The sequence below is a fragment of the Flavobacterium sp. AC105 genome (assembly GCF_979258495.1).
The window spans coordinates 4,953,712-4,967,810 of the sequence record NZ_OZ409860.1; the positions used below are offsets into that span (position 1 = coordinate 4,953,712).

Genomic DNA, 14,099 nt, shown 5'->3' on the forward strand with positions numbered 1-14,099 from the left:
TAAATTAATAAATGTTTCACGACAAAATATAGTGTGCACGCTAAAATTGTCGTTTTTTCCCTTAGCAACATTACTCGCTCAGGTTCTTTGGGTATGATCTCAGCTCGTTATTTAGAGCACCCCTTTGAGACAGTGCAAATGTAGTGTTAAAAAACAAATTCCAAAAATTAAATTCCAAATTCCAAAAACTTACTTTTAAAGAAATTCCAAAAAAAAGAAATTCCAAATTCCAATTGAAAACTGGATAAGTAAGTTTTCTTTTTTTGGAATTTGGAATTTATCCTGAGACTTCGGGATTGGAATTTTACTCCAAGTTAGGTTTTCTCCTTGATTGTTTTATTTCAGAAATATTCTTTTTATCCTTAATTCTCTTTTTTATTACAGACTTCGGAATCTTAGTTGCTTTTCTAACCTTCGGAACAAACAATCCTTTTTTGATGATTTCCAGAAAACGTTTTACAACAATATCTTTGTTTTTAAGCTGACTTCTGTCTTCGTCACAGTTTAAAATCAGGATATTTTCTGTTGTTAACCGAGGCGCAATATTAGTTAGCAAAAGCAATTTTTCTTCTTCCGATAAAGCCTGAGAAGTATTCAAATCAAAAGTCAGAACTACTTTTGAAGAAACTTTATTCACGTTTTGTCCGCCGGCGCCGCTACTTCTGACCGCTTTAAAACTTAACTCTGATATGATTCTATCGATGTCCATTATTGTGGTTGGTGAGCCGGTTTTAATAAATCATTTACTGTTTTTACCGGATTAAAAGTAATTAAAGGAACTGCAACAAAAATAGTCAGCCAATTTGCCATCGCACCGTTCCATAATCCTGGTAATTCATAACTTTTAACTGTTTTTCCTTCAACGCTTTTTTCTACAATAAAACCTGCATTTTGATCTACAAATTGCATCAGATCGAATTTCTCGTTTTTATAATTTTTAATCCCGCAAACTAAATCTACCGGATTAAAATGTGTTGCTTCGGCTAAAGCTTTCAATTGTTTTTTACTGGTCGAATCTACTTGTGACGTTTCCACAATCTGAAGAGAAACATTTCCTTTATCATTCATAACCCAAAATGGTCCACCGCCGGGTTCTCCTTCATTTTTAACCATTCCGCAAACGCGAATTGGCCTGTTTAATAATTCCTTAATCTTAGCGATTTTATTTTCAAAAGTAAATTTATTAAAATCATTACTTAGCGTTATGTTAAGCTTTTCAGCTAAAAAAAGAACGATTTCTTCAATAGAATCTTCTTTTATTTCATTCTTTTCGATAGCATTCAGATAACTAAAAACTTTTTGCTGTACTTCTATTAAAATACCTGCCAGAGCTTTTTTGTAAAGCGCGATTTTATCAATATGATTTTGAATTACATTGTCGATGTTTTTAATAAAAATAATATCTGAATCAAGTTCATTTAAATTTTTAATTAAAGCTCCGTGCCCTCCGGGCCTAAAAACAAGTGATTCATTTTTATCGCGAACCAATTTGTTTTTTGCATCAATTGTAATAGAATCAGTGCTTTTACATTGATAAGAATAACTAATATCTATTTGAGTTCCTGAACTTTCTTCTACTTTTTCTTTTACAAGATCGACAGCGTCCTCAAAAAGATCCTGATGAATTTCTGAAACCGTAAAATGCAAATGAGAAACCTGATTTGCCGATGCATAATGTACACATTCGTTCAAATGTTCTTCTATTGGGTTTGCAATATGGGTTTTATACTTATGAAAAGGCAAAACTGCTTTTGGTTTATTGGCGAAATCAAAATGATCTCCAGACAATAATAATTTTATAAAGTAATAATTCTGATAATTTCTATCCAGAGTTTCAAAATCCGGATAAAGTATTTTTAGCCTTTTATCGATGGTTTTAAAAAACGGAAACTTCTCCATTGCTACAATAAAAATTGGCAATTCTTTATTTTTCTTTCTGTTGATATAGGCATTTATACTTTCTTTTTCAACATTAAAATCATTCAAAAAAGCTTTCAAAAACTTAAACATTCTCGTTGCCGCTCCAGAAGCCGGAACAAATTTGTTTATTTTGAGATTCGCTTTTTGAGTATCAAAAAAGTTAGCTTTTTCTTCAAATCCTTCATCAGACAAATTCAAAATACCGTTGCCAATAATTGCCGGATCTATCAGGTTGCTTTTTGCAATTCCTTTTTTTAATATTTGCAATTGCTCGATTATATTTTCGAATGGAATTCCGTGATTGTATATCTGAACAAAATCGGCTGATGAAAAATCACGTTCTTTGGCAATAGCAAGGCTATCAATGACAGCTATAGCTTTTGCTAAACGGCTTTCTTTGTTTCCTGAAAGTGTTATAAACGGCTTTTTTGTATTAACTAAAGTCTGTTTGAAAACTGAAAATACGGTTTCTCTGCCATTAGGTGTATCTCTTATATCATCTTTTTCCCAGGGAACATCAATATCGGTAAGGAAAAACAAATCGTAGTCGTGCTGTAAGGCCGCATCATGCAAAAGCGGATCACAGAATCCGTAATACATTTCTGAAAACACTTTGGTAACCATTAAATTGGTATCACAAAACAAGTATTTATTTGCAGAAGAAAGTTTTTCATTTTCCAGCTCAACTTGTCCGTATGCGATAGGCAGCATATCATCAGCAACACAAATATGCTGATTCTCTTCCCATTTTTCCTGTAAATAATCACGTGCAAATTCAGGAACCCATTGGGTTTTATAATGTTCTGCAAGTTGCTTTGCTAATGTGGTTTTCCCTGTACTTTCAGGACCAAATAAAGCAATTTTTATGATATTTGTTTTTTGCTGTCTAAGATTTTTCTCCATTCTAAATAAGCTGAAATAGCCAAAATTGTAAAAATTAAATACTGAAGTGATAACATCCCTAAGCCACGATAAGCATAAAGAGGCACTACAATAATGTCGCCAATAATCCAAAGTGTCCAGTTTTCGATTTTTTTCCTGGCCATGTACCACATTCCGGCAAAAAATATTCCGGACGAAATCATGTCGACATAATTATCCGGATTAATTTTATAATCAAAATACTTATAAATACCGAAAACTACAAAAACAGTTACAATAAATAGTAAAATTCCAATTATTTTTTCATTTTGAGTTGTTCTGGTGATTGGCAAATTATCTTCAACCGTTCCGCCTTTTGCCCAAACATACCAACCATAAATACTCATAATCGAGAAATATCCGTTGATAATCATATCGCCAATATAACCGGCAATATATAAAAGATAAACCGATATTACTGTAGCAATTAGTCCGGTTGGATATACCCAGATATTTTCTTTTTTTGCAAACCACACACTTAAAATTCCGAATACAAAAACCAGGAACTCTAAGGCAATATGCCATAATGGAGCGTTTTTGTAACTCTCGAGAAAAAAATCAATCATTTTGGTTTGGTTGTTTTGGTTATTTTTATCATTCAAAAAAATGGCTGTTGTTTTCAAAAGCAGTTCCTATAACTACTAAATCGGCACCAGCTTTATAGGCATTTTGAATTCCGTGCAAATCTACAATTCCTCCTCCAACAATTATCGGAATTTTAATATTTTGAGCAATTAACGCTATCATTTCCAGCGGAACTGGCTTTTTTGCTCCGCTCCCGGCTTCTAAATAAATCAATTTATTTCCTAACATTTCACCCGCTTGTGCTGTTGCCAAAGCCAAATCAAAATTATCGCGATTAAGCGGTTTTGTTTTACTCACTCTTGCCACGGCAGTTTCATTTCCGCTTTCGATCAAAATATAACCGGTCGAAATAACTTCGAGATTTGTTTTTTTAAGAATTGGTGCTGCCTGAACCTGATATTCAATTAAATAATCCGGATTTCGGCCAGACAATAACGATAAGAACAAAATACCATCGGCCTGAGGCGATATTTGCGACGGATTACCCGGAAATATCACAACGGGCAAATTTGTTTTTTGTTTTAATTGTGCAATTAAATCTTCTAAAATAGTAGATTCAACAATGCTTCCTCCAACAAAAATATGGGTTGCAGGCGATTGATTTATTTTTGATAATAAATGATCTAAATTTTCCCAAACAATTTTATCCGGATCTAAAAGTATGGCCAATAATTTTTGTCCATTCTTTTTAGCTTCCAAAATTTCCTGGTGGATATGAAGTGCTTTTTGTTGCATAATGGGCGTAAAAGTAAAAGTTTTTTAATGTAGAAGAACTATTTTGAATGAATTATATTTGTGTTATATCTTTTGATAAATAACAACAAATCATGATTGCAACTGACTTACTTGAGAAATATGGTGCTTTGAAAAAGTCGTTCTGCAAAAGTGAAATCATTTTTGAAGAAGGTAATTTACCTACACATTACTATCAAATTGTTTCAGGCGAAGTAAAAATGAGCAATTATAATGATGACGGACGTGAGTTTATTCAGGGCATTTTTTATAAAGATCAATCTTTTGGAGAACCTCCTTTATTCTTAAACCAAAATTATCCTGCAAATGCTATTGCTGTTGAAGATTCAGAAATACTTCTTTTGACAAAAAGCAGTTTTATGAAATTGCTGGAAGAAAATTCGGCAATTAGCTTTAAAATAATCGAAAATTTAGCGCAGCGATTGTACTACAAATCGGTTATGGCAGCCGAAATGTCAACGCAAGAACCAGAGCATCGTATTTTAAAATTAATGGATCACGGAATTGCTTATTTCAATTTTAAGAAAGATGCAAATGGTTACCTCATCAATTTCACCCGACAACAAATTGGCGATTTAACCGGATTACGCGTCGAAACCGTTATTAGAACCATAAAAACTTTAGAAAAAAAAGGTATTTTGAAGATTATAAACAGAAAAGTATACCGATAAAAAAGTTCTTGTTTTATGATTAAAGTCATAAAATGGAGTTGTATTGTGCATGTACCTTTGTAGTATAAAAATCACAATATCATGACACTATATCAAACAACATTCGAAAATTTCAATAAAAATTACATGGGTTCTGCAGCAATGGCTGTAATTGGTCAAAGCTGTTTAGGCGGTGCTGCGGCAATGTATATTCTTTCTCACGGAACTTCTGTTGGGCAAATGATTCAACTTGCTATTATTGTTTTAGCCTGTGTTTTTGCCAACACTTCAATCTTAGCGCAAATGAAACATAAAGTCGTTTTTAACCTTATTATTTTAAGCGCTGTATTAAGTGTTTTATTTATATTTCTGAATAGTTTTGTACTATGAGAAAACAAATAGAAAATAGAGCTGACGTCGAATTTCTGGTACATCAGTTCTATGCTAAAATAAGAGCCGATGAAGAAATTGGCTTTTATTTTAATACTATAATAAAAGATTGGGACGCGCATCTGGAAAAGCTGACTGATTTTTGGGAAACTAATTTGTTTGCCGTAAAAAAGTACAAAGGCAATCCTAATGCAGTTCATAATGAGGTTGATGCTCGTTTTGATGGCAAAATTACTTCGAATGAATTCGGAGTCTGGCTGAACTACTGGTTTCAGACTTTAGAAGAACATTTTGAAGGCGAAAATGTAGAAACACTAAAAAGGCGCGCCAGAAAAATGGGAACTTTTTTGTTTGTGAGTATGTTTGAGCATCGTAAGAAGATGAGTGAAAGCTCAAAGTAAAACATTAACGTACTGTCTGTCATTTCGACCGAAGAGAGAAATCACACTCGTAACTCGACAAAGATTGACGATTTTCTTTGCGGAATTTCTAGTGTGATTTCTCCCTTCGGTCGAAATGACAAGATTGTGGAATTTGGAATTTACTGTATTGGAATTTTATAAAACTTTATTTCTCAAAAGCATAAACCAAAGTAAAATTGCCATCAAAATTATCTGATTTCATTTCTTTATAATGCACATCAAAATCTTTTATTAGATTATCAAAATGAAGACTTGCTGAGGTTTTACAATCATTTAAAGAAAAATCTTGTACTTTAATATGATCCTTAAAACTGATTCCTTTTTCGTTTCTGATTTTAAAGATCGCTTCTTTTGCTCCCCAAATTACAGTCAGTTTTTTAACGTATTTTTCTAAAATGCTCGGGTTTAAATAATCAAATTCGGTATCAACAAATTTATCGGCAATGCGGGTTATTTTTTCGCGTTGCAATTCCATGTCGATTCCAACAGTTTGATGGCTGATTATTATGGCTGCAAAATGATACGAATGTGTAATGGAGATATAATTATGACAATCGAAATAAGGTTTTCCAAATTCGTCATAATGCAAATCGTGATCTGTAAAACCCATTTCCTGAATCAACATACGAACACTCAAAAAAGCGCGCTGGTGCATTTGGGATTTCATTCCGTCGAGCCTCAACTGCGTTTTTTCCTTTAAAACTACTTTGCTTAATAACTCCTCGAATGATTCGGTTATTTCCCAAATCAAAAGTTTGGTCGTTTCGTTGTATTGGATGGTTTGAAATAAAGGCATTCTTTTTTAATTATGAATTGTGAGTTTTAAGTTATGAATTATTTTCTGATTAAAAAACTGAATTTCTAATTTAATGTCTCGTCTTTTTAGCCCTGATGGTCCCGAACTATCGGGAGGCATCCTTTTGTGGTGGGGTTCACCACAAAAGATATAGTGAACAGCAGGATTAGCTCCTGAAAATTACTATCGAACTAATACTCTATAAATTAAGAAATTAAACATTTCATAAATCTGACAGAAAGTAGTCCAAATTAAAAACCTATTCCGTAAATTTGCAAAAATTTTACAATATACAAATATACTATAAATGAGTACTACAACTACGCCTTTTGTGGCTTTCAAAGTAAAAGACATCTCTCTAGCGGCTTGGGGAAGAAAAGAAATTGAATTAGCTGAAGCTGAAATGCCAGGTTTAATGGCGCTTCGTGCTGAATATAAAGACGAACAGCCTCTTGCAGGTGCTCGTATCGCTGGATGTTTGCACATGACGATCCAGACTGCAGTTTTGATCGAAACTTTAATCGCTCTTGGTGCTGAGGTTACTTGGTCTTCTTGTAACATTTTCTCTACTCAGGATCAGGCTGCTGCTGCTATTGCTGCTGCAGGAATCCAGGTTTATGCCTGGAAAGGTCTTGATGAGCAATCATTTGACTGGTGTATTGAGCAAACTTTATTCTTTGGTGAAGACAGAAAACCATTGAACATGATTCTTGATGATGGTGGAGATTTAACAAACATGGTTATTGACCGTTTCCCGGAGTTGGTTCCTGGAATCAAAGGATTGTCTGAAGAAACTACAACTGGAGTTCACAGACTTTACGAAAGAGTAAAAGCCGGAACTTTACCAATGCCTGCAATCAATATTAACGACTCTGTTACTAAATCTAAATTTGATAACAAATACGGTTGTAAAGAATCTGCTGTAGATGCAGTTCGTCGTGCAACTGACTTAATGTTAGCCGGAAAAAGAGTTATCGTTTGTGGATACGGTGATGTTGGAAAAGGAACTGCTGCTTCTTTCAGAGGTGCAGGATCTATTGTAACTGTTACTGAAATTGATCCAATTTGTGCTTTACAAGCTGCAATGGACGGTTACGAAGTTAAAAAACTAAATACTGTAATTGCAAATGCTGATATCATCATTACAACTACAGGAAATAAAGATATCGTTCTTGGATCTCATTTCGAACAAATGAAAGACAAAACTGTTGTTTGTAACATCGGACACTTTGATAACGAAATTGATATGGCCTGGTTGAACAAAAACCACGGTGCATCAAAAATCGAAATCAAACCTCAGGTTGACAAATATACTATTGCTGGAAAAGATATCATCATTCTTGCTGAAGGTCGTTTAGTAAACCTTGGTTGTGCTACAGGTCACCCAAGTTTTGTAATGAGTAACTCATTTACAAACCAAACTTTGGCACAAATCGAATTATGGAAAAACAGCGCTGCTTACAACAATGACGTTTATATGTTACCAAAACATTTAGATGAAAAAGTTGCTGCTTTGCACTTAGCTAAATTAGGCGTTGAATTGGAAACTTTACGTGACGATCAGGCTGCTTATATTGGTGTTCCTGTTGAAGGTCCATTCAAACCAGAATACTACAGATACTAATAATTTTAGATTTCTGTCCCGAGACTTCGGGATAGATCTTAGATTTTAATACATATTCAAACCCGACAGATTTTAAAAACCTGTCGGGTTTTTCTATTTTTAGTGTTTTTGTTTCAAGTGTCAAGTTCGTCTGTAACCTGGAAACCTGAAACTTGAAACAAAATAAATATCTGGGCGTGCCACCATCCCTCACGCAACTGAACACCAATAAACCCGACAGGTTTTAAAACCTGTCGGGTTTGCTATTTAGTAACCTAAAAATTAATCCCAGATTTTACATCCTTTCTAAAATATAACTCTATTTTTGAAGACCAAAACCAAATTATGAGAAACCTACTTTTTGCATTGATAATAACAATTATACCACTCTTTGTAAACGCCCAGGTCGATTATAGTATGCAGTCACCGTTGCGAGATCCAATTACTGGTGGGCTAATAAGTCCAGCTACTGGCCGACCAACGCAACGTCCAAATACACCAAAATTAGAAACCGTGAAACCTATTGCTACTCTAAGCAGCGTAGAAAAAGCGCAAGCAAAATTAAAGAGAGAAGAACAAAAATTAATAAAACTCGCTAACAAGGCTTGGGACAAAGAAGCGGACTTAAAAACCAAACAAAAAGAATTACAAAATCTTGAAAATACTCCGGAAGATAAAAGAAATCCTGATCATCAAAAAAATATTGAAAACCTTAAAAAAGAAATAGCTAAATCTCAAGAAGAAGTAAATAAAGCAAAAGCCGAAGTAGAATTAAATTCAAAAAAAGTAGAAGACCTTGAAAAAGCTCTTGAAGAAGCTCAATACACAAGACACGGGGATTAAATAATTAAAATATAATGGAAATTAATTTCAGAAAAGCTACAATTTCAGATTTACAGGAAATGCAGGAATTATATACTCAAACAGTTAAATCAGTTTGCAAGAACAATTATAATCCGCATCAGATTAACGCTTGGATTTCTGGAGTTTCAAATACAGATCGTTGGGTTGAGGTTATTAATACGCAATTTGTTTTACTGGCAATTATTGAGAATAAAATGGTAGGTTTCGGAACTTTAAAAGATGGAAATTATATTGACTTTTTCTACATTCACAAAGATTTTCAACGACAAGGAATTGCTGATAAAATCTTATCCCAATTAGAAACAGAAGCTAAAAATCATAATTCAAAAACCATAACTTCAAATATTAGTATTACCGCAAAACTATTTTTTGAAAAGAAAGGTTTTATTGTAAAAACCGAACAAAAAAACATACGATTAGGAGTTGAATTGATCAATTACAAAATGGAAAAGAAAATATAGTTGAACTTTATAATCTTACAGGGGTTCTTAATTTTAAAGTTTATATCAATCTTTGTCGAATTACTTTGTGTCCTTCGACTTCGCTCAGGATGACAATATTGCGAGAAACTTTGCGACTCTGCGACTTTGCGAGCAAAAAAAAAACTGCGTTCTTTGCGTAAAACCTTAGCGTACTTTGCGGTTAAAAAAACACCGCAAGTTTCGGATTTTATGACTGCCAAACCCTGTCGATATTTGCATTATAAAATTGAAGAAAATGAACACACAGGAAAACATCAATTATAACCGAATTGCAGATGCAATCGATTATATCAAAGTTAACTTTAAAGACCAGCCAAATTTAGATGAGGTTGCCGAAAAAGTGCATTTAAGTCCGTTTCACTTTCAGCGCTTGTTTACAGAATGGGCAGGAACAAGTCCGAAGAAGTTTTTGCAATATATCAGTGTTGAACACGCCAAGAAAATCCTCAAAGAAAATGATAAAACTACATTGTTTGATGCAGCTTTTGACACGGGATTGTCCGGAACAAGCCGACTTCATGATTTGTTTGTAAACATCGAAGGAATGACACCGGCAGAATATAAAAACGGAGGTAAAAACTTAGAAATCAATTTCAGTTTTGCCGAAAGTCCGTTTGGGAATATCATTGTTGCTTCTACCCAAAAAGGCGTTTGTTTTATGGCTTTCGCCGAAGATGAAGAAACTGGATTTCAGGATTTAAAACATAAATTCCCAAACGCAGCATTTACCCGAAAACTGGATTTGGTACAACAAAATGCTTTATTCATTTTCCAGAATGACTGGAGTAAATTATCTGAAATAAAACTGCATTTAAAAGGTACCGATTTCCAATTGAAAGTATGGGAAACTCTGCTTAAAATTCCGATGGGACAGCTTTCCACTTACGGCTCTATTGCACAAAAAATCGAGAAACCAAATGCCTCAAGAGCAGTCGGGACAGCAATTGGCAGTAATCCCGTAGCCTTTTTAATTCCGTGTCATCGTGTGATTCAATCTACTGGAACCTTTGGTGGTTATATGTGGGGAAATACGCGTAAAACTGCTATTATTGGCTGGGAAGGCGCACAAATAAATCCATAAATAAATTACCGTATTATTTTTTCCGTCACGACCCGAGCGATAGCGAACAGACGAAGTAATTCACGAATTAAACTAATTCTGTAATGCAGATTATTTTAAAATATAAAAAATAATAATTCGTGAATTCGTAGCGAAAAAACACTCAATCTAAAATTATTATGCAAAATATACAATCAAAAATTGCTTCTCTTAATTGGGAAAGCATAACCGAATCTATGCACGAAAATGGGTTCGCAATTATTCAAAACGTTCTTAATAATGAACAATGCGAAGATTTAAAATTCGATTATGATAATCCAGGTTTATACCGAAAAACAGTTGTAATGGAGCGTTATAGATTTGGTTTGGGCGAGTATAAATATTTCAATTATCCCTTACCGGATTTAATTCAGAACATTCGGTCTTCTATTTATCCTAAACTGGCGCCAATTGCAAATACCTGGATGAAAGCGCTGAATATTAATACTATTTTTCCCGAAACACACGAAAAATTACTTGAACAATGTCATGCTAATAATCAATTAAAAGCAACTGTTTTGATTTTAAAATATGGTAAAAGCGGCTTTAATACTCTGCATCAGGATTTGTATGGAGATATTTATTTTCCTATTCAGATAGTTCTTTTCCTGAACGAACCTGATGAAGATTTTACGGGTGGTGAATTTGTTTTAACGCAACAAACTCCGAGAGCACAATCGAAAGCCATTGTCTTGAAACCTAAAAAGGGAGATATTTTAATTTTTACAACCAATTTCAGACCTGTAAAAGGAACAAAAGGATATTATCGCGTGAATATGAAACATGGCGTGAGTGAAATTCATTCCGGTGAACGACATACGTTAGGGATTATTTTTCATGATGCACTATCGTAATTATTTACCACAAACTATTTTTTCTCGCCACGAATTCACGAATTAAACTAATTCTATCCGCACAGATTTTCAATTTAAAAATATTCGTGAATTCGTGGCAAAAAAAACATACAACATTTATGCTTCAACACAACAAAATTTCTGATCGCAATCTCTTAATTAAAATTAAAAATGCAGAAATTTGCTTTGGTGGAAACCAAAAACTAAAAATCTACGGAACTTTAAAATGTTCATCAGGCAAAAGAATGAAACGCAAAAACCGGGTTTTCTTTTTATCTGAAAATGAAGCCAGACAAAATGGTTTCAGACCTTGTGGACATTGTATGAAAACCGACTATCAAAACTGGAAAAATGGACTTATTTAATCCCGAAACAGACGAAAACACTAACTTACTTCCTAAAGACGGAACTGTGAACTATTACGGAAAATTGTTTTCTCGCGCAGCGTCAAATCATTATTTGGATATACTTTTGAATACCATTGAATGGAAAAATGATGAAACTATAATCTTCGGAAAATTAATTTTGACCAAACGAAAAGTAGCATGGTACGGCGATTCGGGTTTTGAATATACCTATTCGAATACCACGAAAAAAGCACTTCCGTGGACGGCAGCATTACTGGAATTAAAAGCTGTAATTGAAGAAAAAACCGGAGAAACATTCAACTCTTGTTTGCTGAATTTATATCATTCCGGCGATGAAGGAATGGCGTGGCACAGCGATGCCGAAAAAGATTTAAAAAAGAACGGCGCAATTGGCTCGGTAAGTTTTGGTGCGGAACGTAAGTTTGCTTTTAAACATAAAGAAACCAAAGAAACGGTTTCATTAATTTTGGAACACGGCAGTTTATTAGTCATGAAAGACACTACACAAACGCATTGGCTACATCGTTTACCGCCAACAAAAACAACATCAAAACCAAGAGTAAATTTGACTTTTAGAACAATTATTGAGCAACAATAAGTTTAAAATTTTACTTCTTTTTACCTAGAACATTTTCATACGAAAGTATCAAGGCGTCTTCAAACATTTCTGGCCTTACTTTTGAAAGTTCTACAATTGTCCAGCCTTGTTTTCCCCATTTATTGGGTATCGGATAAAAAATCATTTCGCTTGACCCGCAAAAAACCGATTGATCAATTTCGTTTAATTTTAAAACTGCCCTATTATTTTTTTCATCAAAAGTGGCGAATATTTTTTTATTGATTCGGAATGAGGTTTTCTCAAAATGGGATTCTTCAGTTGCACTTGGACAGGACAACGCTAAAGTTCTGAATGTTTCAATTGTTACCATTTTAAGTTTATTTATCAGACCTAACAGGTTTTGAAAACCTGTTAGGTCTCTGTTCTCTATAATATTTACCAGCCTTGATTTAGTCCGTTTTTGAGGACTTCTTCGTATTTATCTTTATCAAACGAATATAAATTTGGTGCTTTGTGTGCTACGTTACTTTTCTTTTCGTCCAGTTTGGTCAGAATTCCGATGTTGGTTATTTTTCTAAGAAAATTTCTTCTGTCCAGCTTTTTATCCAAGATTGTTTCATACAATTTCTGAAGTTCCGGAATTGTAAATTTCTCCGGTAGTAAATTATAGCCAATTGGCATTAAATTCAATTCGATCCTTAAGGTTTGTAATGCTTTATCAAGAATTTCTTTGTGGTCTAAAATAAGCTCAGGAACTTCTTTATGGTCAATCCATTCGATGACTTCTGCTTTATTGGCACATTTTGGAATTATTTTTAAAAAATCGACTAAAGCATAATACCCTATTGTAACAAAACGCTGCGTGAGCCATTTTCCTTTTTCTTCTTCTATTTGCAAATATTCAAGCACTTTTTTCCCAAAATGCTGATCATTTCGTTTTATTTTTCCAAAGGTTGCAAATTGTCTCAAAAAGATTCCATCAACTCCCGTTCTCTCATTTAAAACCGTAACAGCAGCGGTATCTATATCCTGATCAATTGGGATAAATCCGCCAGGTAAAGACCATGTTTCGCGATTAGGAATTTTAATCAATAAAACTTTAAGCTGATTGTCGTGAAAACCAAAAATCACGCAATCTATCGAAAGTCCCGGCTGATAATTATGATTATTTTCTACAATGTCTTTTAACATTTATGCTTAATTAAATACAACTTTCGTTTTGGATTTGTACTGCAATTTAATTCATTTTTATAAAACCGAAACATTTTACTAAATGCAACGTGATGAAAACTTAAAATTTAGGATCAAAAAAGAAGTGTTAAAATCACAATTTTTACTTAAAAACGCAAAACAAATTGAAAAAATAAGTACATTGCGTCATAATAACACATTAAATGCGTAACTTGTTGTTTTTTCAACAAAAAGACACAAAAAGAAATAATTGTAAGGCAATATTATATAATTGATTGTTTTAATGTTACGATTTTGTAACAAAAGTCAAAACAAATAATCTGTTATATAGAAAGTTAAATTGATTAAATATGAGCATTCCAAATCTAGAAAAACTGAACAAGAAGCTTATGAAAAAAATATGCTCTTCTTTTGGATTAGTATCAAAAAACGATCTATTAGAAGCTTCTATAAAATATAGTGAAGAGCAGGAGAAAATTTTCAACCAAATGATAGTTGAAACTGAAGCGAAAGATAAAAAAGCAAAACGAGAAGCTTTTGATAAAGCGTTATATGCATCTTATAAAGGAATTGGCGCTATGGATTTTATAAATACAGTTTTGAAATAATTCAGAACCTTTATAAAATCCATAACGCCAATTT

General features: G+C 33.5%; 18 protein-coding genes. 11 read left to right on the forward strand and 7 right to left on the reverse strand.

All coding sequences use genetic code 11. The annotated features are described in order from the left end of the window. Positions 1–304: 304 nt before the first annotated feature. The 4 genes from arfB to ACZ0AH_RS20460 are packed head-to-tail and all read right to left on the reverse strand — an operon-like array spanning position 305 to position 4,161. Positions 305–709, reverse strand: coding sequence for an alternative ribosome rescue aminoacyl-tRNA hydrolase ArfB (gene arfB / locus ACZ0AH_RS20445; RefSeq protein ID WP_463477601.1), 405 nt, complete (start codon positions 707–709; stop codon positions 305–307). Then, positions 709–2,823, reverse strand: a complete 2,115-nt coding sequence (locus tag ACZ0AH_RS20450) for a DUF4301 family protein (protein ID WP_463477602.1) — start codon at positions 2,821–2,823, stop codon at positions 709–711. Before ACZ0AH_RS20450 ends, arfB begins: the two co-directional genes overlap by 1 nt. After that, the gene (gene pnuC, locus ACZ0AH_RS20455; protein WP_463477603.1) at positions 2,784–3,407 is read right to left on the reverse strand and encodes a nicotinamide riboside transporter PnuC; all 624 of its coding nucleotides are present in this window, start codon (positions 3,405–3,407) and stop codon (positions 2,784–2,786) included. Before pnuC ends, ACZ0AH_RS20450 begins: the two co-directional genes overlap by 40 nt. Before the next feature lie 28 nt (positions 3,408–3,435). Continuing rightward, positions 3,436–4,161, reverse strand: coding sequence for a phosphoglycerol geranylgeranyltransferase (locus ACZ0AH_RS20460; RefSeq protein WP_463477604.1), 726 nt, complete (start codon positions 4,159–4,161; stop codon positions 3,436–3,438). Positions 4,162–4,253: 92 nt separating this feature from the next. Between ACZ0AH_RS20460 and ACZ0AH_RS20465 the strand changes: the two genes are divergently transcribed. The 3 genes from ACZ0AH_RS20465 (at position 4,254) to ACZ0AH_RS20475 (ending at position 5,620) form a co-directional block, all read left to right on the forward strand. Beyond that, entirely contained in the window at positions 4,254–4,850 is a 597-nt protein-coding gene (locus ACZ0AH_RS20465; protein ID WP_463477605.1) for a Crp/Fnr family transcriptional regulator, read from the forward strand. 81 nt (positions 4,851–4,931) lie between these two features. Next, positions 4,932–5,219, forward strand: a complete 288-nt coding sequence (locus ACZ0AH_RS20470) for a hypothetical protein (RefSeq protein ID WP_463477606.1) — start codon at positions 4,932–4,934, stop codon at positions 5,217–5,219. Then, positions 5,216–5,620, forward strand: a complete 405-nt coding sequence (locus ACZ0AH_RS20475; RefSeq protein ID WP_463477607.1) for a group III truncated hemoglobin — start codon at positions 5,216–5,218, stop codon at positions 5,618–5,620. The genes ACZ0AH_RS20470 and ACZ0AH_RS20475 overlap by 4 nt, the downstream gene beginning before the upstream one ends. 166 nt (positions 5,621–5,786) lie before the next feature. Here ACZ0AH_RS20475 and ACZ0AH_RS20480 read toward each other — a convergent pair whose 3' ends face one another. Next, the gene (locus ACZ0AH_RS20480; protein ID WP_463477608.1) at positions 5,787–6,437 is read right to left on the reverse strand and encodes a 4'-phosphopantetheinyl transferase family protein; all 651 of its coding nucleotides are present in this window, start codon (positions 6,435–6,437) and stop codon (positions 5,787–5,789) included. A 307-nt stretch (positions 6,438–6,744) separates the two neighbouring features. On the opposite strand from ACZ0AH_RS20480, the gene ahcY reads away from it, so the two are divergent. From ahcY to ACZ0AH_RS20515, 7 genes are all read left to right on the forward strand, one after another. Then, positions 6,745–8,061 carry an adenosylhomocysteinase gene (gene ahcY, locus ACZ0AH_RS20485; protein ID WP_041516432.1) on the forward strand — a complete coding sequence of 439 codons (1,317 nt, stop codon included), beginning with the start codon at positions 6,745–6,747 and terminating at the stop codon, positions 8,059–8,061. A gap of 324 nt (positions 8,062–8,385) precedes the next feature. Continuing rightward, entirely contained in the window at positions 8,386–8,883 is a 498-nt protein-coding gene (locus tag ACZ0AH_RS20490; RefSeq protein ID WP_463477609.1) for a hypothetical protein, read from the forward strand. Between the two features lie 14 nt (positions 8,884–8,897). Then, positions 8,898–9,365: a GNAT family N-acetyltransferase gene (locus ACZ0AH_RS20495; RefSeq protein WP_463477610.1), complete on the forward strand. Its 468-nt coding sequence runs from the start codon at positions 8,898–8,900 to the stop codon at positions 9,363–9,365. Positions 9,366–9,621: 256 nt separating this feature from the next. Then, the gene (locus ACZ0AH_RS20500) at positions 9,622–10,467 is read left to right on the forward strand and encodes a bifunctional helix-turn-helix domain-containing protein/methylated-DNA--[protein]-cysteine S-methyltransferase (RefSeq protein ID WP_463477611.1); all 846 of its coding nucleotides are present in this window, start codon (positions 9,622–9,624) and stop codon (positions 10,465–10,467) included. Between the two features lie 158 nt (positions 10,468–10,625). Beyond that, positions 10,626–11,339, forward strand: a complete 714-nt coding sequence (locus tag ACZ0AH_RS20505) for a 2OG-Fe(II) oxygenase (RefSeq protein WP_463477612.1) — start codon at positions 10,626–10,628, stop codon at positions 11,337–11,339. A 119-nt stretch (positions 11,340–11,458) separates the two neighbouring features. Beyond that, a complete protein-coding gene (locus ACZ0AH_RS20510) occupies positions 11,459–11,704 on the forward strand; it encodes an Ada metal-binding domain-containing protein (protein WP_463477613.1) in 246 nt (81 codons plus the stop codon). After that, complete coding sequence (locus ACZ0AH_RS20515) at positions 11,691–12,305, forward strand: alpha-ketoglutarate-dependent dioxygenase AlkB family protein (RefSeq protein ID WP_463477614.1); 615 nt, start codon at positions 11,691–11,693, stop codon at positions 12,303–12,305. Before ACZ0AH_RS20510 ends, ACZ0AH_RS20515 begins: the two co-directional genes overlap by 14 nt. Before the next feature lie 10 nt (positions 12,306–12,315). Here the strand turns inward: ACZ0AH_RS20515 and ACZ0AH_RS20520 are convergent, their stop codons facing one another. Together ACZ0AH_RS20520 and ACZ0AH_RS20525 are read right to left on the reverse strand one after the other, a co-directional pair. Further along, positions 12,316–12,636 (reverse strand): MmcQ/YjbR family DNA-binding protein, encoded by a 321-nt coding sequence (locus ACZ0AH_RS20520; protein ID WP_463477615.1) that lies wholly within the window; start codon positions 12,634–12,636, stop codon positions 12,316–12,318. Positions 12,637–12,701: 65 nt separating this feature from the next. Further along, a complete protein-coding gene (locus ACZ0AH_RS20525; protein WP_463477616.1) occupies positions 12,702–13,457 on the reverse strand; it encodes an NUDIX hydrolase in 756 nt (251 codons plus the stop codon). A gap of 389 nt (positions 13,458–13,846) precedes the next feature. Between ACZ0AH_RS20525 and ACZ0AH_RS20530 the strand changes: the two genes are divergently transcribed. Continuing rightward, on the forward strand, positions 13,847–14,065 hold the full coding sequence (locus tag ACZ0AH_RS20530) for a hypothetical protein (RefSeq protein WP_463477617.1): 219 nt from the start codon (positions 13,847–13,849) through the stop codon (positions 14,063–14,065). The last annotated feature ends 34 nt before the right edge of the window (positions 14,066–14,099 follow it).

Coding starts and splice junctions, on each gene's coding strand:
- arfB (WP_463477601.1), bottom strand. CDS start 709: ATGGACATCGATAGAATCATATCAGAGTTAAGTTTTAAAGCGGTCAGA.
- ACZ0AH_RS20450 (WP_463477602.1), bottom strand. CDS start 2,823: ATGGAGAAAAATCTTAGACAGCAAAAAACAAATATCATAAAAATTGCT.
- pnuC (WP_463477603.1), bottom strand. CDS start 3,407: ATGATTGATTTTTTTCTCGAGAGTTACAAAAACGCTCCATTATGGCAT.
- ACZ0AH_RS20460 (WP_463477604.1), bottom strand. CDS start 4,161: ATGCAACAAAAAGCACTTCATATCCACCAGGAAATTTTGGAAGCTAAA.
- ACZ0AH_RS20465 (WP_463477605.1), top strand. CDS start 4,254: ATGATTGCAACTGACTTACTTGAGAAATATGGTGCTTTGAAAAAGTCG.
- ACZ0AH_RS20470 (WP_463477606.1), top strand. CDS start 4,932: ATGACACTATATCAAACAACATTCGAAAATTTCAATAAAAATTACATG.
- ACZ0AH_RS20475 (WP_463477607.1), top strand. CDS start 5,216: ATGAGAAAACAAATAGAAAATAGAGCTGACGTCGAATTTCTGGTACAT.
- ACZ0AH_RS20480 (WP_463477608.1), bottom strand. CDS start 6,437: ATGCCTTTATTTCAAACCATCCAATACAACGAAACGACCAAACTTTTG.
- ahcY (WP_041516432.1), top strand. CDS start 6,745: ATGAGTACTACAACTACGCCTTTTGTGGCTTTCAAAGTAAAAGACATC.
- ACZ0AH_RS20490 (WP_463477609.1), top strand. CDS start 8,386: ATGAGAAACCTACTTTTTGCATTGATAATAACAATTATACCACTCTTT.
- ACZ0AH_RS20495 (WP_463477610.1), top strand. CDS start 8,898: ATGGAAATTAATTTCAGAAAAGCTACAATTTCAGATTTACAGGAAATG.
- ACZ0AH_RS20500 (WP_463477611.1), top strand. CDS start 9,622: ATGAACACACAGGAAAACATCAATTATAACCGAATTGCAGATGCAATC.
- ACZ0AH_RS20505 (WP_463477612.1), top strand. CDS start 10,626: ATGCAAAATATACAATCAAAAATTGCTTCTCTTAATTGGGAAAGCATA.
- ACZ0AH_RS20510 (WP_463477613.1), top strand. CDS start 11,459: ATGCTTCAACACAACAAAATTTCTGATCGCAATCTCTTAATTAAAATT.
- ACZ0AH_RS20515 (WP_463477614.1), top strand. CDS start 11,691: ATGGACTTATTTAATCCCGAAACAGACGAAAACACTAACTTACTTCCT.
- ACZ0AH_RS20520 (WP_463477615.1), bottom strand. CDS start 12,636: ATGGTAACAATTGAAACATTCAGAACTTTAGCGTTGTCCTGTCCAAGT.
- ACZ0AH_RS20525 (WP_463477616.1), bottom strand. CDS start 13,457: ATGTTAAAAGACATTGTAGAAAATAATCATAATTATCAGCCGGGACTT.
- ACZ0AH_RS20530 (WP_463477617.1), top strand. CDS start 13,847: ATGAAAAAAATATGCTCTTCTTTTGGATTAGTATCAAAAAACGATCTA.